Origin of the sequence: Veronia nyctiphanis, assembly GCF_004116385.1 — a bacterium.
Taxonomy (GTDB): Bacteria; Pseudomonadota; Gammaproteobacteria; order Enterobacterales; family Vibrionaceae; genus Veronia; species Veronia nyctiphanis.
The window spans coordinates 23,950-43,859 of the sequence record NZ_PEIB01000011.1 but is presented as its reverse complement, the minus strand read 5'-3'; the positions used below and the strand labels follow the sequence as shown (position 1 = coordinate 43,859).

Annotated in this window: 16 protein-coding genes and 2 pseudogenes; 15 read left to right on the top strand and 3 right to left on the bottom strand. The window is 44.3% G+C overall.

From position 1 onward, the window contains the following. Nucleotides 1–967 precede the first annotated feature (967 nt). The 8 genes and pseudogenes from hppD to CS022_RS10590 form a co-directional block, all read left to right on the top strand. Complete coding sequence (gene hppD, locus CS022_RS10625) at nt 968–2,020, top strand: 4-hydroxyphenylpyruvate dioxygenase (protein WP_129122259.1); 1,053 nt, start codon at nt 968–970, stop codon at nt 2,018–2,020. Between the two features lie 103 nt (nt 2,021–2,123). After that, nucleotides 2,124–3,437 (top strand): fumarylacetoacetase, encoded by a 1,314-nt coding sequence (gene fahA, locus CS022_RS10620; RefSeq protein ID WP_129122258.1) that lies wholly within the window; start codon nt 2,124–2,126, stop codon nt 3,435–3,437. Nucleotides 3,438–3,903: 466 nt separating this feature from the next. Further along, nucleotides 3,904–5,958, top strand: a complete 2,055-nt coding sequence (locus CS022_RS10615; protein ID WP_129122257.1) for a M3 family metallopeptidase — start codon at nt 3,904–3,906, stop codon at nt 5,956–5,958. Between the two features lie 217 nt (nt 5,959–6,175). Beyond that, a complete protein-coding gene (locus tag CS022_RS10610) occupies nt 6,176–6,610 on the top strand; it encodes a GNAT family N-acetyltransferase (protein WP_129122256.1) in 435 nt (144 codons plus the stop codon). A gap of 16 nt (nt 6,611–6,626) precedes the next feature. Next, nucleotides 6,627–7,400, top strand: coding sequence for a nucleotidyltransferase domain-containing protein (locus CS022_RS10605; protein ID WP_161569606.1), 774 nt, complete (start codon nt 6,627–6,629; stop codon nt 7,398–7,400). Nucleotides 7,401–7,674: 274 nt separating this feature from the next. Further along, complete coding sequence (locus CS022_RS10600; protein WP_129122254.1) at nt 7,675–8,085, top strand: hypothetical protein; 411 nt, start codon at nt 7,675–7,677, stop codon at nt 8,083–8,085. Between the two features lie 182 nt (nt 8,086–8,267). Next, on the top strand, nt 8,268–8,984 hold the full coding sequence (locus tag CS022_RS10595; protein ID WP_129122253.1) for an enoyl-CoA hydratase/isomerase family protein: 717 nt from the start codon (nt 8,268–8,270) through the stop codon (nt 8,982–8,984). Between the two features lie 72 nt (nt 8,985–9,056). Beyond that, a pseudogene (locus tag CS022_RS10590) lies at nt 9,057–9,836 on the top strand (SDR family oxidoreductase); the annotation flags it as partial. A gap of 61 nt (nt 9,837–9,897) precedes the next feature. On the opposite strand, the gene CS022_RS10585 reads toward CS022_RS10590, so the two are convergent. Continuing rightward, nucleotides 9,898–10,323: a MarR family winged helix-turn-helix transcriptional regulator gene (locus tag CS022_RS10585; protein ID WP_129122251.1), complete on the bottom strand. Its 426-nt coding sequence runs from the start codon at nt 10,321–10,323 to the stop codon at nt 9,898–9,900. A gap of 161 nt (nt 10,324–10,484) precedes the next feature. Here CS022_RS10585 and CS022_RS28070 point away from each other — a divergent pair. The 3 genes and pseudogenes from CS022_RS28070 to CS022_RS10570 all read left to right on the top strand — a co-directional run bounded on the left by CS022_RS28070 (nt 10,485) and on the right by CS022_RS10570 (nt 13,108). Beyond that, a pseudogene (locus CS022_RS28070) lies at nt 10,485–10,966 on the top strand (glutathione peroxidase). Between the two features lie 211 nt (nt 10,967–11,177). After that, nucleotides 11,178–12,221, top strand: a complete 1,044-nt coding sequence (locus CS022_RS10575; protein WP_235869411.1) for a DUF2804 domain-containing protein — start codon at nt 11,178–11,180, stop codon at nt 12,219–12,221. A 26-nt stretch (nt 12,222–12,247) separates the two neighbouring features. Then, the gene (locus CS022_RS10570) at nt 12,248–13,108 is read left to right on the top strand and encodes a sterol desaturase family protein (RefSeq protein ID WP_129122250.1); all 861 of its coding nucleotides are present in this window, start codon (nt 12,248–12,250) and stop codon (nt 13,106–13,108) included. A gap of 18 nt (nt 13,109–13,126) precedes the next feature. On the opposite strand, the gene CS022_RS10565 is transcribed toward CS022_RS10570, so the two are convergent. Continuing rightward, nucleotides 13,127–13,615 carry a hypothetical protein gene (locus CS022_RS10565; RefSeq protein WP_129122249.1) on the bottom strand — a complete coding sequence of 163 codons (489 nt, stop codon included), beginning with the start codon at nt 13,613–13,615 and terminating at the stop codon, nt 13,127–13,129. A gap of 198 nt (nt 13,616–13,813) precedes the next feature. Then, nucleotides 13,814–15,589 (bottom strand): sensor domain-containing diguanylate cyclase, encoded by a 1,776-nt coding sequence (locus CS022_RS10560; protein ID WP_235869408.1) that lies wholly within the window; start codon nt 15,587–15,589, stop codon nt 13,814–13,816. A gap of 570 nt (nt 15,590–16,159) precedes the next feature. On the opposite strand from CS022_RS10560, the gene CS022_RS10555 reads away from it, so the two are divergent. The 4 genes from CS022_RS10555 to CS022_RS10550 all read left to right on the top strand — a co-directional run bounded on the left by CS022_RS10555 (nt 16,160) and on the right by CS022_RS10550 (nt 19,890). After that, nucleotides 16,160–17,218: a S66 family peptidase gene (locus tag CS022_RS10555; RefSeq protein ID WP_201746255.1), complete on the top strand. Its 1,059-nt coding sequence runs from the start codon at nt 16,160–16,162 to the stop codon at nt 17,216–17,218. Nucleotides 17,219–17,553: 335 nt separating this feature from the next. Beyond that, nucleotides 17,554–17,946, top strand: coding sequence for a molybdopterin-dependent oxidoreductase (locus CS022_RS25310; RefSeq protein WP_201746254.1), 393 nt, complete (start codon nt 17,554–17,556; stop codon nt 17,944–17,946). Next, nucleotides 17,943–18,206: a hypothetical protein gene (locus CS022_RS25305; protein WP_201746253.1), complete on the top strand. Its 264-nt coding sequence runs from the start codon at nt 17,943–17,945 to the stop codon at nt 18,204–18,206. The genes CS022_RS25310 and CS022_RS25305 overlap by 4 nt, the downstream gene beginning before the upstream one ends. Further along, nucleotides 18,199–19,890 carry a molybdopterin dinucleotide binding domain-containing protein gene (locus CS022_RS10550; protein ID WP_201746252.1) on the top strand — a complete coding sequence of 564 codons (1,692 nt, stop codon included), beginning with the start codon at nt 18,199–18,201 and terminating at the stop codon, nt 19,888–19,890. The genes CS022_RS25305 and CS022_RS10550 overlap by 8 nt, the downstream gene beginning before the upstream one ends. Nucleotides 19,891–19,910: the final 20 nt, after the last annotated feature.

The window sequence follows — 19,910 nt, the reverse complement described above, 5'->3', positions numbered from 1 at the left end:
CCTTAAAAATGATACTTTTGAGTTGAATTTCATAAGGCATTTGGTGGCTTTATGTATAAAACGTAAAGATAGATAATTGCTTTTGATGGCTAGTTATCAATGCTGGTAATATAGTCGCAAACATTCTTTAACCTTCTAATAACCCTATTTTCGTCTTTATATTAAACACCAGGCCTATGTTGGTTACCCTGCCTATCTTGGATATAATTTCCAATCTTTTATTGTCAAGTGATTATATTACGCTTCCCCTAAATAAATCTCTTAACGGACGGTTATGTTAAACCATGTTTGTTTTATCAGATAACGTCTGATGTAGTCGTTAACGATTACTATTCAGGACAGCGTAGACTAGGAAATAACCTGACCATCCTGCGATTAACTTCATAATGAAGCATTGAATACACAAGACCAAAAGAGTGTTGTCATATCGATACCACAAGAACTTTTCTGCTTAATCAAGCCAAGTGGTATGTACTAGTTATCAAAACAGAATCGCCAATGTGATCTTCTGCGCCATTATGGCTTTTGTCAGTTTCACTATCAGACAGAGAGCGGGGCGAATTTTGCGGAGCTTATCCTATTGTTAGAGGCTTTCTGGAGGGTTGTAAATATATCGTTACAGAAATTTAATTTGGCTGCATGTAGTACTGTTTTCTACAGCGGATAAAACGATATTAAAGGTCCTGATTTCGCAAATTATTTCATAAAAAACAAAAGATTATATTGATTGGATTCTGTTAGGTGACATCTTGTTTATTCTTGTGCTCTTTGTCACTAAATGTTTAATGCAGCCATGTTGTGAAATTGTAAATACCTACTCATATACCACTGTTTTTGTCCAAGCACCTTTACATTACTGGGTATTTCCAATTACTTCCGATACCTTCCCCTCATAGGTTTTTTGATTAATTATCTTCGCAACACAAAGGCAAAGTAAGCCGCACTTGTTACTGAAGGAATAAAGACAATGAGCGAAGTAAATAACCCACTTGGTCTGGTTGGTATTGAATTTACAGAGTATGCTTCACCAGATGCTGACTACATGCATAAAGTATTTTCTGATTTCGGTTTCTCGAAGCTCAAGAAATTCAAAGGCAAAGACATTGTTTACTACAACCAGAATGACATCCATTTCCTACTAAACAATGAGCGCGATGGTTTTTCTGCTGAGTTTGCACGTAGCCATGGTCCAGCTATTTGTTCAATGGGCTGGCGTGTTGAGAATGCACAGAAAGCATTCGAAGTTGCTGTAGACCGCGGTGCTAAACCTGCAACCGATTCAACGCACAAAGATTTACCTTACCCAGCCATTTACGGTATTGGCGACAGCCTGATTTATTTCATCGAAAACTTTGGTGAAGAAAACAATATCTACAAATCTGACTTTGAAGATTTGGCTGCAGACGACCAAAATGTTGTCGAGAATAAAGGCTTTATCCGTATCGACCACCTGACGAACAACGTCTACAAAGGTACGATGGACACTTGGGCTAACTTCTACAAAGATGTCTTCGGTTTCACTGAAGTTCGCTACTTCGACATCAAAGGTCAGAAAACTGCACTGCTGTCTTATGCACTGAAATCTCCTTGCGGTACCTTCTCGATTCCAATCAACGAAGGTAAAGACGACAACAATAACCAAATCGATGAGTATCTGAACGAGTACAATGGCCCGGGCGTTCAGCACCTTGCTTTCCTTACAGACGACCTTGTCGGTTCTTTGGACAAGCTGGACAAGTCTACTATCGCGACGCTGGATATTATTCCTGAGTACTACGAAACGATTTTCGACCGCGTTCCTTGGGTTAAAGAAGACCGTGAGAAGATCCGTGAGCACCAAATCTTAGTGGATAGCCAATCTGAAGATTGTTACTTGCTACAGATTTTCTCGAAAAACCTGTTTGGCCCAATCTTCATCGAAATGATCCAACGTGTTGATGATGGTGGCTTCGGTGAGGGTAACTTCCAAGCACTGTTCGAATCAATTGAGCGCGACCAAGAACGTCGCGGTGTGATTTAACATCGATTAAGCCAAAAAAATTAAAAAGCAGCTTATTTTTGAGCTGCTTTTTCACTTCTAGTAAGAACAATGTAGCGTTCATTTAGGTCAAGAAGGAAGGACCATGTCTCTGATTAACGAAACCCATGATGTAAACCTGAAAAGTTGGGTCGCGAGCGCCAACGTTGCAGGCACCGATTTCCCTATTCAAAATCTGCCATTTGCTGCCTTCCGCCGCAAAAACAGTGCAGATGCTTTCCGAGGTGGTGTGGCCATTGGTGATCAGGTTGTTGACCTGAAAGTTGTTGCTGAAGCAAACATTTTCTCTGGCGACGCTCAGCATGCTGCTGAAGCGGGTGCAGAAGAAAAACTCAATACTCTGATGGGTCTTGGTAATGCTTACTGGTCAGCACTGCGTCTGGCTGTGTCCAAGGCACTACGTGAAGGTTCTGAGCATCAGTCAGTGCTTGAATCAGCATTAGTGGCTCAAGATGACGTTGAGTACTCTGTGCCGTGTCACATTGGTGACTACACAGACTTTTACACCTCTATCTACCATGCGACAGCTGTAGGTCGTTTGTTCCGTCCTGATAACCCGTTGTTGCCTAACTACAAGTGGGTTCCGATTGGTTACCATGGCCGTTCATCGTCAATTGGTGTTTCAGGCCAATCATTCCCGCGTCCAAAAGGTCAGACAAAAGCACCTGACGCGACTGCGCCGTCTTTTGGTCCGTGTAAACGTCTTGATTATGAACTTGAGCTAGGTATTTACCTAGGGAATGGTAATGCACTGGGCGACACGATTTCTATCGAAGATGCAGAAGGCCATGTATTCGGTTTCTGTTTGTTCAATGACTGGTCAGCACGTGATCTGCAAGCGTGGGAATATCAGCCACTGGGCCCATTCCTTGCCAAGAATTTTGCATCGACCGTATCACCTTGGATTGTGACTACTGAAGCACTGGCACCGTACCGTGCTCAGTGGCATCGTGATGCTGAAGAGCCGCAACCACTTGAATATCTAGAGTCTGCTCACAACCGTGAAGCAGGTGCATTCGATATCCAGATGTCAGTACTTCTGGAGTCGGAAAAAATGCGTGCTGATAATCAACCAGCGGCCAAACTGTCTGAGTCTAGTTTCAGACATAGCTACTGGACAGTGGCTCAGATGGTTACTCACCACACTGTTAATGGTTGTAACTTCCAGCCGGGTGATATGTTGGGTTCAGGCACACAGTCTGGTCCTGAGCACGAAGAGGCAGGTTCGTTGCTAGAACTGTCTCGTGGCGGAAAAGAAACAATTACTCTCGCTAATGGCGAAGAGCGTAAGTTCCTTGAAGATGGCGATAAAGTCATCATGAACGGATGGTGTGAGGCTGAAGGCTATAACCGTATTGGTTTTGGTTCTGTTGAAGGCACTGTTCTTCCAGCAAAATAATATCGTCGCTTAATGCCTGATCAGTGAGACTGATCTGACGAAAAGAGGCCTTCCTTTGGGAAGGCCTCTTTTGTAAGTGCAATTAAACAAACCGAAAGCAAATTATTCAGCTTCAGTCTCTTACCCATAAGCTGCCGAATATTCTTTGATGCTTGAAACCGAAGGGAAAGGTTCAAGTCGTGCCTTTACATACTGTTTAAATTACTTCCGGCGGCGAAGTGACGTTTGGCTTATATCCGAGCCTTGTCACGCGTCAGCCAGAGCAGAAGTTGCTGATGCGTTGAGTGCCTCTCAAATTTATTAGTTAAAAATTTGTAAGTAATACAAAAAACTAACAGCTGTTTTATGATGTACTGGCATAGCCACCACTGATGTGAACACCATGTATAATCGGCTGGTTTCAGCGGCACCTGTTAGTGTCATTTAAGGTCGATGTTATGCCCCTACCGAACCTACAGGAGCTTGAATGAGCAACCCCCTAGTATCCCAATCTAATTTGCCCCATGGCGCGATTGATTTTGCCGCGCTGTCTTGCGAGCACTTTTTACCTGCTATTGAAAAAGGCATTGAACAAGCGCAATCCGCCATCAGCGCAATTGTGCAAAATACGCAAGCGCCAACTTTTGAGAACACCATCGAAGCGCTGGAGTGGTCACAAAACGCCTTGGGTCGCTCTGAGCAAACCTTCAGAAAGCTAACTGACTCAAATTCCAGCGATGACATGCAAGCTTTGGCTCCGCAAATCAGTTCGCTGATGAGCAATTTTAAAAGCGATCTGTATTTAAATACCGGTCTGTTTAAGCGCATCGAAGCGGTATACCAGCAGGCCGAAGAATTAGATTTATCCCCTGAGCAGAAAACTTTGCTACTAAATGCCTATGATAGTTTTGTCCGCCAAGGGGCCCAGTTGGATGAGTCAGCTCAAGCACAGCTGCGCGAAATTGACCAAAAATTATCAACACTTTGCACCACCTTTTCTAAAAACATCCTAGCCGCAACCAATGCCCATCAGGAGTGGGTCACAGATGAAGAGCATCTTTCTGGGTTGCCTGAAGCGGTCATAAAAGCAGCCAAACGCGACGCCGAGCAAGCAGGCGAAGACGATAAATGGCTGTTTACCTTAAGGGGTCACTCGATGGGACCTGTGCTGAATTACGCCGATTACCGTCCACTTCGTAAAGCGATAATCCAAGCTTTCGGTAAAGTTGCCAATGGTGATGAGTATTGTAACCAAGAGGTGGTCAAGCGTACCGCCGTGTTGCGCCATCAACGTGCGCAGCTTTTGGGTTATGACAGTTTTGCCCACTACCAACTGGCCGATCGCATGGCGCAGACGCCTGAGCAAGTGGGCAGTTTCATTGAAGCCTTGCAAGAAATAGCCTTCCCCAAAGCCAAAGAGGAGATCATTGAGCTTCAAGATTTTTTAGATCGTGAACAGATCCCTTATGAATTGGAAAACGGCGATATCGCGATATGGGATATTTTCTATTTCAGTGAAAAGCAGCGTCAGGCGATGTTTGATTTTGATGAGCAAGCGCTCCAGCCGTATTTCGAATATCGGCAAACTCTAAAAGGGGTGTTTGCTCATGCGACCCAATTATTTGGGTTGCAGTTTGAAAATCGCACTGATTTGCCCACGTGTCATGTCGATACTGAGGTTTTTGAAGTTTTTGATGCCGATGGCAGTCACTTGGGCTTGTTATACGTCGACAGTTTCACCCGTGACAGTAAAGCTCCCGGCGCCTGGTGTAGGGGTTATCAATATCAAGGCATTCGTCCAGATGGCAGCCAAATGCGCCCGCATGTATCGATAGTGTGCAACTGCACCCCACCAGATGAAGACGGGATATCACTGTTGACCTTACATGACACAAGAATGTTGCTGCATGAATTTGGCCATGCATTGCATATGCTGTTGTCAAATGTGCACTATCCTTCGTTGAGCTGTGCCAATGTAAAATGGGATTTTGCCGAGCTGCCCTCGCAAATTCTCGAAAACTGGTTACTTAAACCCGAGTCACTTGCCCTTTATGCCAAGCATTACCAAACCGGTGAAACCCTCCCCGAGGAGCTGATAGCCAAAGCGAAAGCGGCAGAGCAATTTCAATCAGGGTCATACATATTGGGCCAGTTGATGTACTGTCAACTCGATTTCCTTTGGCATACGCAGAACCCTTCAAATATTGACGATGTTGCGGCCTTTGAGCAAAAGGTTTTAGCACCATTTACAGTGACTCATGTCCCCACATATTGGTCTGAGTCGTGTCAATTTACCCACAGTTTTGGCGGGAGTGATTATGCCGTGTCGTATTACTGCTATCTATGGGCTAATGTGCTAGATGCCGACGCCTTTGAGTGCTTTGAGCAAGCGGGTATTTTTGATAAGCAAACCGCTTCGGAGTTCCGCATGCATATTTTAAGTAAAGGTGGCAGTGAAGCACCGATGGATTTGTACGAGCGCTTTGCCAAGCGCAAGCCCGACCCCAAAGCACTGACGCGCCGATTGGGTTGGGACGCTTAGTTCATTTCAGGGAGTTTCTGCGAATGTCGCTGTTTGCTGATGATTGAAAGAGGGGGTCACTTGGCTCTGCTGTTTCCTTGGAACAGTGGTTAATGCTTCCAGCCAAATAATACCTTTGCTTGATACCCCATCAGTTAGACTGATCTCACGAAAAGAGGCCTTCCTTTAGGAAGGCCTCTTTTGTATGTTTGGGTAATCAAACCGAATGTAAGTGACCATGCTTGAGTACCTCACCAGACAAGCTCTAGACGGCGATTATGATTTCCTTTTCGAACTGAAAAAAGCCGCCGAATACGATGCAGTAAAAGCGGTTTTTGGTTGGGATGAAAATATTCAACGTGAAATACACGCTGATGAATGGGAAGAGGCGAGACCAAATATTATTGAAGTTGACGGTAATAGGGTCGGGAGTTTTCTTCTTCTCGACAAAGGCGACCATTTTTACTTCTGCCGATTCTTCTTGATGCCGAAACTGCAGGGTAAAGGTCTGGGTAGTCGTGTTCTTAATGATTGTTTAAGGCAAGCCGATGATGAAAGGAAGCCTGTTCGTCTTTGTTATCTTCAGGGACACCATGTAGGCAAACTCTATCACAAGTTTGGCTTTTCACGTTGTTCCGAAGATGCACAGTTTGTATACATGGAAAGAACGTAACCCAAGAGGAAAAGCTATGACTGACAGAGGACTGACGGAAGACGGCTACATAAAAAATTATGTTTCATTGGATAACGTCCAGCGCGAATTTAAACCTGTGCTTGAAGCCACTGTAAATGCATTGAAATCCGAATTTCAAAGCTATATTCATTCTGTCTACTTATATGGCAGTGTAGGGCGTGGCAACGCGACGCCTTATCAATCTGATTTGGATATTTGCATCGTAACTCATGAGCCATTGTCAGAAAGCCTTAGTTCAGAACTTGAAGAGGTAGCCTATGAGTTGAACAATACCTTTAACATTATTAGTAAGTTAGAGTTCGATATCGGTCATTACGAAGAAGTCATGATCAAAAATGACTTTGAATGGCAATGTTGGCTCAAACATTTTTGCACGTGTATTTGGGGTGATGATCTGACGAAAGTTATCTTACCCTGTAAACCCAAAACCGCTGTTTTCTGCGAAATGAATAAAGATATTCAACAACGTTTAGATAAAGCGTTTCAAGTCAATCCCATTGATGCAGACTTTAAATCTCTGGCCAAGAAAATTCTTCGCACAGACTATGGTCTTGTTGCGGAAGAAGACAACAGTTATTTTACTGAGCTCGAGGAGATCGTGGGCGTCCTGCTCAATGAGGACAGAGACAAAGATGTGATACAGCAGGCACATAAGATTGCGGCCGGAAAATGCTGTGACGCTGAAATGGCAAAGAATATATTGGCTAATTACGGAAAAAAAGTGGCTGATAGTGTTTATTCGTATCTTTCACCAAAAGAAACATCGTAAACAAGCGGGTGTAATTTATTGGTGCTTCTGTTTAATGACTTAGATATAAGTTAATAATATCTAGTACTCCTATCTCCTTTAATGTTTTAAACCGTTCCTAGTGTAAATATTCTAATTGCCAGTCTTAGTTTTGAGTCAAATGCTCTGCAGTCTAATCTCGTAATATCAAACGTATATTAGCAACTTTACATCGAGTGTAAACGAGCACTCATAGTGTGTCTGCAATTTTTTCATATCGAGTTGATATGAATCGATGACATTTCAAGGGATAGAAGTGAGAGTACTTTTTGGCATCAACTTTATTAGGGGCTTGCTCAAAATGCCGTTACATTGGCAAGGGTGGGTGGCAGTATTAGTATTAGTAAACGGTATCATTCCTCTGTATTTCCTTCCGCACCCAATCGCCATTGTTACTTTGGTTGCGTTTGTTAGTGGAATGTATATTGGCTTTATGATCGCTGAGATCCATGGCTTTACAAAACTGTTATCGATAATGCATGGCTCTTGGATTCCTCTCTTGGCATTCCAAATGATCACACTGGTTAGTGATTCATCGAGTATTGATGGTCTGCTTTATTTATGGCTGCTGGCCAGCACTACGGTGACTTTTCTATCTTTGGTCTTCGACGTGTTTGACTTTATTTCGTATACACGCGGCAATCGCCATGATCTTTTAGAAAGCTGAGCGCTTGTTGTATTACATGCATCGAGAACCAACCTCCTTTCTGAGCCTTTTTGTGTCTAATATGAATATAAGGCGAAGTCTTTTTAAAGACAAAACATAAATAAGTCTAAATAAATCGGGGTGATTCAAAGAGTTAATTTGAATAGTGGGCCCTTTTTCACACAGGTAATTAAGAGTTAGTCATGAGTATTTGTAAATTAGAAACAATCGGTAACGTCGCAGTAATAACAATGACGAATGGCGAGAACAGGCATAATCCTGAATTTGCAAAGAGCTTGCAGTCAACATTAGATGAAGCGATTGCAGATGAAAACCACAAGTCTATTGTTTTGACGTCCGACGATGAAAAAAGTTTCAGCCAAGGTATTGATATCGAGTGGTTGTTACCTGCAATGAAGCAAAAGAAATTCGAAGAGATCATGGCATTTATGCATGCAATGGATGGAGTCTTTAAAACATTGTTGCTTGCACCTATTCCGGTAATCGCGGCGATTAATGGACACGCTTTCGGTAATGGCGCGATTTTAGCGTGCGCTTGTGATTTCAGATTGATGCGCGCTGACCGAGGCTTCTTCTGCTTCCCTGAGGTTGATCTCTCCATTCCGTTTTTACCGGGCATGATTGCCTTCGTTAAAAAAGCAGTGCCGTACTACCGTTTCAATGAGATGAAACTCACTGGCCGCCGTGTTACCGCCGATGAGCTGGAAAAGGATCACGTCATTGAGCGGGCGTTCGAAGATGCAGCATCGTTGCGAGATGGTGCGATCTCTTTTGCTGAGACATTTGATAAGAAGCGCACAATTTTCGGTGAACATAAAAAACGCCTCCATAAGGAAATCATCGAGACCATTGAGTCGGAGAACCCTCCACTCATCAACACAATGCAATTAACTGTTTAGTAGCCCAATACAAGGAACATAGAGGAATAAATCTATGAGTAATACATTTGATTTTTCAGGGAAAACGTTTTTGTTGTCGGTGGTACCAGCGGAATTAACTTTGGTATTGCCTGCGGTTTTGCACGTTGGGGTGCAAAGGTTGCTGTTGCATCACGCAAACAAGAGAAAGTAGATACTGCCGTCCACACACTCAAAGAGTTGGGTGCTGAGGCATTCGGGATCACGTTTGATGTTAGAGATTCTGAGGACGTCGAGAAAGGCTTTGAAGCCGCAGTGAATTTTTTCGGCGGTCAAATTGATGTGCTAATTTCGGGTGCAGCAGGCAACTTCCCTGCAACAGTGAATGACATGTCAGCCAACGCAATTCGCTCGGTTGTTGAAATCGACCTGCTGGGCACTTACCACGTCATGAAGGCATCTTTCGAGCATCTTAGAAAACCGGGTGCAAGTGTTATCAACATTTCAGCACCACAAGCCTTCTTGCCAATGAGCCACCAGGCACATGTGTGTTCTGCGAAAGCGGGTGTAGACATGGCGACAAGAACCCTCGCTATTGAGTGGGGAGCGTCTGGTGTGAGAGTTAACTCTATTGTCCCTGGCCCAATTGACAAAACAGAGGGAATGGAACGTCTGGCTCCAACACCACAGGTTGCGCAATTGGTCACGGAAAGTGTTCCGCTGGGCAGACTTGGCTCGGTAGATGATGTTGCCAATGCTGCAGGCATGCTGTCTTGTGACTCAGCGTCTTACATTTCTGGCGCAATCTTGCCTGTGGATGGTGGTTGGAGCCAATCTGGTGCTACCGCAGCGATGGCAGCCCTTCCTAAATTTTTAGCAAGCCAGAAGAAATAGCGCCACGTTGACATCTAATCTGCGTCACTGAGAAATTAATATTAATCAGTGGCGCTTTGTTTTATTCCGTGTCTTCCAGCAGACGTATCAAGTTATGCAGTGTCAATCGAAGCTCCGCCGCTTCTTTGTTGTCTGCTGCACTTGCTAAAGGTTCGAGCAAGCAAAAGGCGTCATCTTGTAATTTGTTCCCTTTGTCAGTCAGTGATATCAGCACTTGGCGTTCATCTTCTGGGTTCCGCTCTCTGCTTACTAAGTCGAGTTGTTGCAGTCTTTTTAACAGCGGAGTCAGTGTATTGCTGTTAAGAAAAAGCTTTTCACCAATTGCAGTGACCGTTTGGCGGTTTTCTCCCCAAAGCACCATCATCACCAAATATTGTGGATACGTTATGCCAAGCTTTTCTAGCATTGGCTGGTATTTTCTTGTCATCAACCGTGATGCAGCATAAAGCGGAAAGCAAAGCTGATCTTCTAAATTTATTTTTGCCATGTACTTCTCCAAGATTATCGCGCGCGATTATATCACATATGCTTGCTAATTCTGTTAGCAAGTATCGAATTTGTGATCTTATCTAAAACCTGAAAACTAAGTCTTGCGATATTAAATCGTGCACGATATAAATAATGCAACTTAATTGAATCGGAGTCACCATGAAAGACCAATTATTGAATTCGACCTTTAAAATTGCCGGTAAACAACACAGCCTGTCAGATTGGCAAGATAAGCCTATCCTTATCATCAATACTGCGACTAAGTGTGGTTTGGCACCGCAATTCGACGGCTTGGAGAAAATTCATCAGAAGTATAAAGACAAAGGCTAAAGGTGATTGGTTTCCCTTGTAATCAATTTGCCAATCAAGAGCCAGAAAGTGATGAAAGCATGGCAGGCGCATGTCAGATAAACTTTGGTGTGACGTTTGATTTGACTGAGATTGTAGATGTAAATGGGGATGAGGCTCACCCTGTGTATCAAGCACTTAAGACGCTTGCGCCAGGTGCGTTGGGAACAAAACGTATTAAGTGGAACTTCACGAAGTTTTTGGTTATGCCGGGAGCGAAATCAGTTAAACGTTACTCTCCAACCACCAAACCTGAGCAAATCGCGGCTGATATTGAAGCGTTGATTGGCTGATTAATACCTAATTCCTAGGCAGCGCTGTTAGAGTGAACAGCGCTGCCTTTCTCAACGTTTTTGTTTCTCCCTGCCTAAAACCTGCTTTCGTGCTCCCAACAAACAGCTTCTATTTGTAATCCTAAATCACTGTTCTTTGACATACTTAATTTCTCATCTAGAGTATATGGTCTATATTTCATACGTAGCCCGATGAGTAAGGATACTCTCAATGTCGAAAGCCGATATGTCATTCGTTCGCGTGCCTTTTCCCGCGCCAGTCAGCCTTATGGATAGTGATGGGAAGCCGAAGTTAGGCTATTTTGACACTGAAGTCGGCCATCTCAGTCTCGATGCCTTCCAATACCAAAATGTCATGGACAAGCCTGCATCACGTTGGGCGAAACATTTCCACTATAAGCAGTTTCAGTTTGTTTCTATCGTGACGCCTGACTACATAATTGGGTTTGCGATTGCCGATATTCGCTATCTAGCAAGTGGCTTCGCTTACGTTTATGACCGAGAGAAGGATAGTTATGAAAAGTATGAATGGGTGAAACCAAAAGGCGTGGGATATTCTACTGAGCCGTCTCCTTCAGAAGGGCGGGCATTCTTGGGTAATACAAGCAAGTATTTGGAATTCTCTATTGTCCGAGGACAATGGTCAGCCAACATCAACCTGCCTTTTATAAAATGTTCAATTTGTTTACAGAGACCGGAAGGCTCAAAGCCTTTAGCGCTGTGTAACCAAACGGGCTATAACGGATGGACCTACACGCAAAAGCACAACACGCTCACTGTCTTAGGTGAAATGATTGTGCATGGAAATCCCATCTGTCTCGATAACGCGTTGGCAAACTATGACTTCTCTGCTGGCTATATGCGGCGAGATACCAGTTGGCGATGGGCGTCGCTCAATGGGCGCACGGAAACTGGCACAGTGGGCTTTAACCTTGCTAACGGCGTCAATGAAACTGGCTTAAACGAGAATGCGCTTTGGATTAATGGCGAAAGACACCTATTGGGTCCGGTCGTGTTCGATTTTGATCGTGGAGATGTATCGTCACCTTGGCGAATATACAGTTTTGATGGGCGACTGGACTTGTCTTTTCAGCCAGCTAACTTCCGTAAAGAAAAGCTCAATTTATGGCTATTACGCAGTAATTTCCGTCAGTTTGTTGGAGTATTTTCCGGCTATATTCATGACAGTGATGGGAATAAGTATGTTCTGGACGACATGGTAGGACTGACCGAAGATCACTACGCGCGTTGGTGACAGTAAGTTGTTGTCGCATATGAGGAATGAAAATGGATTTTATTGTTGAACACCCAGATTATCTTTTGCTGTTACTTGGCCCTCTGTTTGTCACCTGTATGGTGCTTGAGTGGCTACTCGGTGTGAGAGCCGGAAAACTGCCAGCGACAGCGACGTACCAGCCAAGAGAAACGTTGTGTAACTTCATTCTTGCAGGCATGCATCAAGCCTCGGAAGTCCTGTTCGGTTTGATGGTTATCAACGTGTACATTTGGCTGTTTGACTGGCGACTATTTGATATCAAGATGTCAGTAAGTATGTTTCTGGTCCTGCTTCTCGCACAAGACTTTTGTTACTACTGGTTCCATCGCGCAAGTCACCGTATCCGCTGGTTCTGGGCAGCACATTCAACGCATCATAGTTCTGAAAGCATGAATTTCAGCACTGCATTCCGTCAAAGTCTTATGTACCCAGTGGCGGGGATGTGGCTGTTTTGGTTACCGCTTGTTATCGTGGGCTTCCCACCAAACTGGGTGATTTTTGCGGTACTTCTCAGCCTTGGACTGCAGTTTATTATCCACACACAGTGGATTAGAAGTTTTGGCATTTTTGATTGGGTATTTAATTCACCGAGCCATCACCGTGTTCATCATGGCCGTAATCCGCAATACATCGATAAGAACTATGGCGGAGTACTGATCATCTGGGATCGTCTCTTCGGAACTTTTGAGCCTGAGGTTGAGACAGTGGATTACGGCATAACAACACCGATAGACAGTGGTAACCCGCTGACGTCAACGTTTACTGAATGGCAATCTATGTGGCGAGAGGTCTCAGCGAGCAATGCGTCGCTGAGAGAAAGGTTACATGCCGTCATCGCCCCACCAAAAACAGGCAACGAAAAATAACATTTCAGTGCGCGTGGATTAACTGAGGCGGTAGTTTTGGTAGGCAATCAACATCAGATATAACACCGCGTAGACAGTGACCGGAATGATGAGGTAAGGGGGCAGGAATGCCAGATAGTCAATGAATGTCCCTTCACCGAATCTTTCTGTGTTTAACGCTAGTCCGCGGTTAACACTGGCAATGCGGAAAAAGTAAAATAAGGTATTACCCCAGCACATGAGTATCATGGCATAGCTGATATGACGCGCCTGCCTGTCTGTTGGAGCGAGAATTGACAAGCACAGCATAACCGCAATACACAATGCGCCATTAATAATTGGCCCTGTGTGTGCGCTTCGCCAAAGGGCTGTATCTCCGGGCAAGACGACTTGCCATGTTGCGAGCGGCCAAATTTGTATTTCACCAATCACTGAGAATGTCAGAAAAATCCCGCCGATGAGCCCTATTAGAACTGTAAATGCACCATGGAAAATACCAAGGTACTGATATCGCTTTACATTTTTCATCTCTAACCTGCCCCTTATAAGTAAGCTTGGTCCGCTAAACATCGACGGTGTTGTTAGGTGAATAACCAAATGACTGATATAGCGATGTTTTTAGTATAGATAACGAATCTCGCTCTTGGCTTTCTCTTAGAGCGATTATTCTATCCACACTTTATAGAGTGTTTTTTAGGGTTGGTTTGTTCCGTAAGATCTTTACCATCAGGCCAGCGCAATCGGGTTTGCATAAACGATTTGATTACGCCCCTGACTTTTGGCGTCATAAAGCGCGTTATCTGCCTTCCTCATCAATTGATCGAGTGTCAGGTTTTGATCCCAACTCGCTGAACCGATTGAGATGGTTACACTCATTACCTGCTGGTTATGGGTGAATTCATTGTTTTCTATAGCGAAATGTAAGCGTTCAGTGAGCTTTTGTGCCTCAGAGTCCGTCACCCCCTCCATGACGATAGCGAACTCTTCGCCGCCAAGTCGTGATATTAAATCGGTACACCGCACCACGCCTTTTAAGATCTTCGCAACGTCATGCAATATTGCATCGCCAGCGGCGTGTCCGTATGTATCGTTAATCCTTTTGAAATGGTCGATATCGATCATCAGTAAGTACACCGAGGGATCATTCTTACGCCTTGATCGCAACAGAAATGCCTGTGCGTTTTCGAAGAAAGATCGCCTATTAGGCAGGCCAGTGAGAGGGTCGGTTCTTGCTTCTCTTTCGGCACGCGTTTTGGCAATGCGTAATTGTTGAGTTTGTTCATTAACTTTTTCTTCTAATACACGCGCTGCGTTTACAAGGTGCTGACGGTGTTCGCGTTCAATCACCAGTTTCTCATGTTGCATGTGTCGGAAGCGCAGCACTAGCACTGTCGTCAGAAGGAAGATTTCAACAAAACCACCGAAGTAAATCAGCCACTCTGATAATGGTGTATTGGCTATGTAACCACGGTAACGAAGAGAGGCCAAAACCATTCCGACAATAAATATCAGCCAACTACATGAAAACAATAACGCGTGGGGAACACGTTTTTTATGCGCATAGAGCCCAAGGGGAATAAGAATGAAATAACCAATCGCTGTGTAGTCGATAATGATTCGAGACAGATAAGGTTTACCAAATAGGTTTAGTAGCACACCGATAACGTCTATCGCAACAACAAGCAGCAAAAACGTATTCACCTTAGGCAAATGCTCTGCGATATTGAGGAACTTTCTGACAAACAAAATCGCTGTGATTTGACAGATATTGATTTGTAAAACGACCATGCACAGTTGGTAATGCTCAGTCATGACAAAGTAGCCCCAGATACCGCTCAAGGATGCAAAGAGAGACGCGGCTGAAAACGCAAAGGCGGTGTAATACAGAAATAATCTATCGCGTGTTGAGAAGTAAGCGATTAAGGTGGCTAAACCCATTGAAAGCTCGGTACACAGCAAGATCATCAACAGCGATAGTTCGATATTTCCTGTGCGGTAGAATGCCTTTTCTTCCCAAATTCGCATCGTGTCAAAACGATGCATTGGAAACACATTCCCCTGAAAGAGTCGGTAGAACACTTCAATATTTGAATTAGCAGGCACCGTAATTGAGAAGGCTGGTCGATAAAATGAGACGCTCCGGCCCTCAGATGCTGCGTTGTATGAAAAGTGCTCATGGTTGAAATCTTCTCTACTCCCTTTTAATCGGTAGTAAAGATCGATGGTTTCTGCAGAAGCGTCGACGTACTCAACGACAATTTTCTTGTCGGTGTCGGTCGGATTGTTCAAATCGAATGTTATCCAAGAAGGATAATCTGAAAACCCGCGATTGGTCACGCCGGACTCGGGTGATATCCAGTCTGAGGACTCTGCAATCGAATCAATCGCTAGTTTATATGTGTGATCCTCAATAAATTGGAATTTATCAATGGTCGAATCGCCGCTTTTCCAGTGAGATAAATCAATAACCGTGCTTGCCTGAGCGGCATTAATTACGCTCATCAGAGGTAACGCATATACAAATAATAAGAGTATTCTTAAAGCTGTTTTCTTCGGCATTGAACTTCTCGGATATTTTTCAGGTGTCGATTGAGAGGGTCGTTATATTGATGGGAACATCCCCCTCTCAACGATTCGTCAAATACTTATACTGTTTGGAATTTACGAGTGTAATTGCATCACATAGGGCATAGGGTAAAGAGGGAATATTAACGACTTGATGCAGGGGCATGGTGCAATCTCCTGAATGATACTACTTTGCCAGAAGCTATCTCTCACTAAAGAGGGTAATGTATAGTGAAAGTCCATTTCGATGATAGCAAAGCAGAAAATTATTATGAGAGCTATCAATGAGCGTTTGATCCAAAAAAATCAATTAAGTCAGGGATTTTAAAGTAAGAGGGAGCATATGGATGTAGTAGCGCCAAGCCAGCCCTGCTCTTTGTTCACGATAACCAGAGATTTGAATACGATCTAAAAAGCTATATTTTCAGCGCACAAAGGGTTTGTTTAGGCCTACTCACCGTTATACGCCAATGTTAGTGTGAATTTTGGCTGTTTAGCCAGTGTTTTATGACGAAAGAGGCGAAATATGAAAAAACCTTCTGCGCTGAAGAAAGGCGATGCGATTGCAATAATTTCCCAGTCATGGGTGGGGCAACAGCGTTCCCCGATGTTTTCCGGTCTGGCATTCAGAATCTGGAAAAGCTGGGGTTTCGGGTTGTTAAATTTCCAACTACAAAAATGACAGCGGAAGAAGTATTTAAAAATCCTGCAGCGCGTGCAGAAGACATTAATAAGGCATTTGCCGACCCAGATATCAAAGGCATTGTTTCGTCTATCGGCGGCTCTGATTCAGTACGCATCCTCAAATACTTAGATGCCGAAATAATCGCAGCGAACCCTAAGTTCATTATGGGCTACTCAGATTTCACAACGATTGCTACCTACCTTAATCAACTCGGTGTCGTCACCTTTTTAGGACCTTCGGTAATGGCGGGTCTCGCCCAATTTCACAACGCCCCCAGTGAGTATCAAGCGTATTTTTCTGCTTTCCTGGCAGGAGAAAACCATCTCGAGAACTGGCCAGTGTTTCCCGTCTACTCCGATGGTCATGGCGGTTACCCCGACTGGGATGACGAAACTTATACTGGCAAATTCAACACGTGGAAGGATGCAGGGAGACCGCGTTTTATTCAGGGCTCGGGAAAAGTAAACGGTAAGCTATTTGGGGGGTGTATTGAAGTACTCGAGATGATGAAAGGGATACCTTTTTGGCCTCAGGCCGATTTTTGGCAGGGGAAAATCTTGGTCCTTGAGACCTCAGAGGAAAAACCTAGCATTGATTATGTTCGGTATAGCTTGCGGAATTTCGGTGTGATGGGAGCGCTCGAACGATTGTCGGCTATATTTTTGGGCAGGCCGACAGGTTACTCGGAGACAGAAAAAAGACAATTGGAAGATACGATTCTGTCTGTTCTTAATGACGAATTTGGTTTATCGGAGTTACCTGTGGTAACAAATTTGAGTTTTGGGCATACCGACCCACAGCTTGTGTTGCCTTTTGGTATCGATACTGAAATTGATTGCGATAACCAATCGATTAGATTACGCGAGTCCGCGTTCCTCTGACACGTAAGCTTTCATTGCAATGTCTACCCCATTGAACCCGAAATTGTCGGGTTCAAACACATATTTTTTCTTAAATTCCGTCAATCTTGAAATTGAGATTATATAAGCAACGAGTTTTTTATCGACCTTCAATATTCGATTAAATTCAATCAGTTAAGCGTTTTTTAATAAACCATCAATCCAATAAATCTCTGCTTATTTTTCATTTTAAACTGGTCGGATGAGTTGATAATGTCCAATAATTCCCTTAGCGTGGCTAGGTGTCTTGTTAACGGCTTGTGCGAGATTGTTAAAACTTGAAAGCGCAAGTAATGATTATTTCTTGAGGTCTTTTCATGGATTGCAAAACTGAATCTCAGAATGAGTGGAAAAAAACAGCGTGTATTTTGTGTAGCTTGAATTGTGGTCTGGAAGTAAAAACTGGGCCTGTCGAGAACAGAGAGATCATTGGTGTGAGAGGTGACAAAGCGCACCCTATTTCCCAAGGCTATTACTGTGAAAAGGCGAAACGCCTGAGTTATTATCAATCAACGGCTGATAGATTAACCTCGCCAATGAGAAGGAAACCCGATGGTACCTATGAGCCTGTTGACTGGGATACTGCAATCCGAGAAGTGACGGAACGGTTCCTTGCAGTGAAGAAAAAATTCGGTGGGGAATCTATTTTCTATTACGGCGGAGGTGGCAAGGTAATCACCTTGCTGGCGCTTACGCGCAAGGTTTCTTGAAGACGTTGGGCGTGAAGTACCGCTCAAATGCTTTGGCACAGGAAAAGTCTGGTGAGTTCTGGGTGAACGGCAAAATGTTTGGCACCTTTATCCATGGTGATTTTGAGCACTGTGATGTTGCACTTTTTGTCGGAAAAAACCCATGGCAATCACATGGCATTCCACGTTCGAGACTTCTGCTCACCGAGATGAAAAAGGACCCAAACCGGAAACTGATTGTCATTCGACCCCCGAAGGTCAGAGACTGCTGCAATGGCTGATTATCATCTTCAAGTTAAGCCGGGGCGCGATGCTTGGTGTTTACTCGCGTTGGTAGGGGTACTTTTTGAACAAGAATTGATCGCTAAAGATTGGCTTGCATCCCATTCTCGCGGCCTTGAAGACATTCGGCCCTTTTTTGAATCATTAAACATCGATGAATACGCCACATTCTCTGGTGTGGACCCTCAAGTACTGCGCGAAGTCGCGTCGGTCATTGCGAAAGCGAACAGTTTTGCGGCTATGGAAGATCTCGGGCTGCAACAGAATGTTAATTCAACTCTCAACAGTTATCTTAAAAATCTGTTGTTTGTACTGACAGGTAACTTTGCCAAAAAAGGCGGAATGAATACGCCGATACCTTTCTTCAGCCTCTCTGCGGGAAGCCGTGGGAGTGTTTCAGGTAAAGGTGGGGGAAAGCGAAAGAAAAAGGCGACATCTCCTGTCACGGACTCAAGAATCGTAATGGGCTCTATTCCAGCCGTTGTCATCCCTGATGAAATATTGACTGATCATCCGGATAGATTTCGCAGTATGTTGATCGTCAGTTCAAACCCGGTTCACTCTCTGGCTAACAGTGAGAGAATGCGACAAGCAATGAGAGCGCTTGAATTCTCGGTGGTTGTTGATGTTGCGATGACAGAAACAGCACGTCAGGCTGACTATGTATTGCCCGCGAGTAACCAGTTCGAAAAAGCGGAATCGACCTTCTTTAACGTAGAGTACCCGCGTAACGCCTTTCATGTTCGGCAGCCACTTTTTTCTCCGCTTGAGGGGACACTGTCAGAGGCTGAAATCTTTGCGAGGCTGGTGGAGAAAGCAGGAAGCCTTTCTGAAGATCGTCACTATAAATGGTTAAGACGTGCGTTAAAGCTCAACCGAGCTGTCTTTGCTGCGGTACTGGCGGCGATGATTGCCCGAGAGAAACATTTAATGGACTCTCTCCCCATTATGTTATACCGAACTTTTGGGCAAACGCTCCCTAAAGGTAGTGAGACAGCGGCAGTGATCTGGGCATTTTCTCATGTCTACAGGATGAATCAGAAAGAGTATGCGGCAAATGCTGGGTATACAGGTCTTAAAGGTGCTGAGCGACTCTTTTCTGATTTGATGACGAAAGATACCGCTGTCGAATTTTGTGATGCAGGGAGTTATTCCGAGAGTTTTAATCTCATGGGAACTGAGGGCAAAAAAATCAATCTCCACCTCCCTGAACTGTTGGAGAAAATTGCTCCTCTCGCCAAGATGGAGCCAAGGATAAACGATAAATACCCGTTCTTCTTAGCTGCGGGAGAGAGACGTGCCGAAACATCGAATACGATTATTCGTAACCCAGGATGGGACAGAAAAAGTCAAATTGGTGTACTGAGAATGTCTCGCGCTGATGCGGAAGAGCTTGGGGTTAGTTCGGATGACAGAGTGGTCGTCAAAACCCGTTTTGGGGAGGTTGAAGCCAGTGTCAGTGTTTCACCTATGATGGCGAAGGGAAATATCTCTTTGCCGAACGGAAGTGGGTTAGATTACCTTGACGAGAACGGCGAGATTAACCGTTATGGTCCGTCTATCAATGAGCTTACAGGCAATATAGACCGCGATTCACTGGCGGGTACGCCAAATTATAAGTCAGTGCCAGCACAAGTTATCCCTGTGAATGATAAGCAGCCAAGTCAAGTTGCTTTAGGGTAACAATGACGGCGGTTCGGACC

Coding starts and splice junctions, on each gene's coding strand:
- CS022_RS10595 (WP_129122253.1), top strand. CDS start 8,268: ATGAGTATTTGTAAATTAGAAACAATCGGTAACGTCGCAGTAATAACA.
- fahA (WP_129122258.1), top strand. CDS start 2,124: ATGTCTCTGATTAACGAAACCCATGATGTAAACCTGAAAAGTTGGGTC.
- CS022_RS10585 (WP_129122251.1), bottom strand. CDS start 10,323: ATGGCAAAAATAAATTTAGAAGATCAGCTTTGCTTTCCGCTTTATGCT.
- CS022_RS10560 (WP_235869408.1), bottom strand. CDS start 15,589: ATGAGCGTAATTAATGCCGCTCAGGCAAGCACGGTTATTGATTTATCT.
- CS022_RS10565 (WP_129122249.1), bottom strand. CDS start 13,615: ATGAAAAATGTAAAGCGATATCAGTACCTTGGTATTTTCCATGGTGCA.
- CS022_RS10550 (WP_201746252.1), top strand. CDS start 18,199: ATGGCTGATTATCATCTTCAAGTTAAGCCGGGGCGCGATGCTTGGTGT.
- CS022_RS10575 (WP_235869411.1), top strand. CDS start 11,178: ATGTCGAAAGCCGATATGTCATTCGTTCGCGTGCCTTTTCCCGCGCCA.
- hppD (WP_129122259.1), top strand. CDS start 968: ATGAGCGAAGTAAATAACCCACTTGGTCTGGTTGGTATTGAATTTACA.
- CS022_RS10615 (WP_129122257.1), top strand. CDS start 3,904: ATGAGCAACCCCCTAGTATCCCAATCTAATTTGCCCCATGGCGCGATT.
- CS022_RS10555 (WP_201746255.1), top strand. CDS start 16,160: ATGACGAAAGAGGCGAAATATGAAAAAACCTTCTGCGCTGAAGAAAGG.
- CS022_RS10610 (WP_129122256.1), top strand. CDS start 6,176: ATGCTTGAGTACCTCACCAGACAAGCTCTAGACGGCGATTATGATTTC.
- CS022_RS10605 (WP_161569606.1), top strand. CDS start 6,627: ATGACTGACAGAGGACTGACGGAAGACGGCTACATAAAAAATTATGTT.
- CS022_RS25310 (WP_201746254.1), top strand. CDS start 17,554: ATGGATTGCAAAACTGAATCTCAGAATGAGTGGAAAAAAACAGCGTGT.
- CS022_RS10570 (WP_129122250.1), top strand. CDS start 12,248: ATGAAAATGGATTTTATTGTTGAACACCCAGATTATCTTTTGCTGTTA.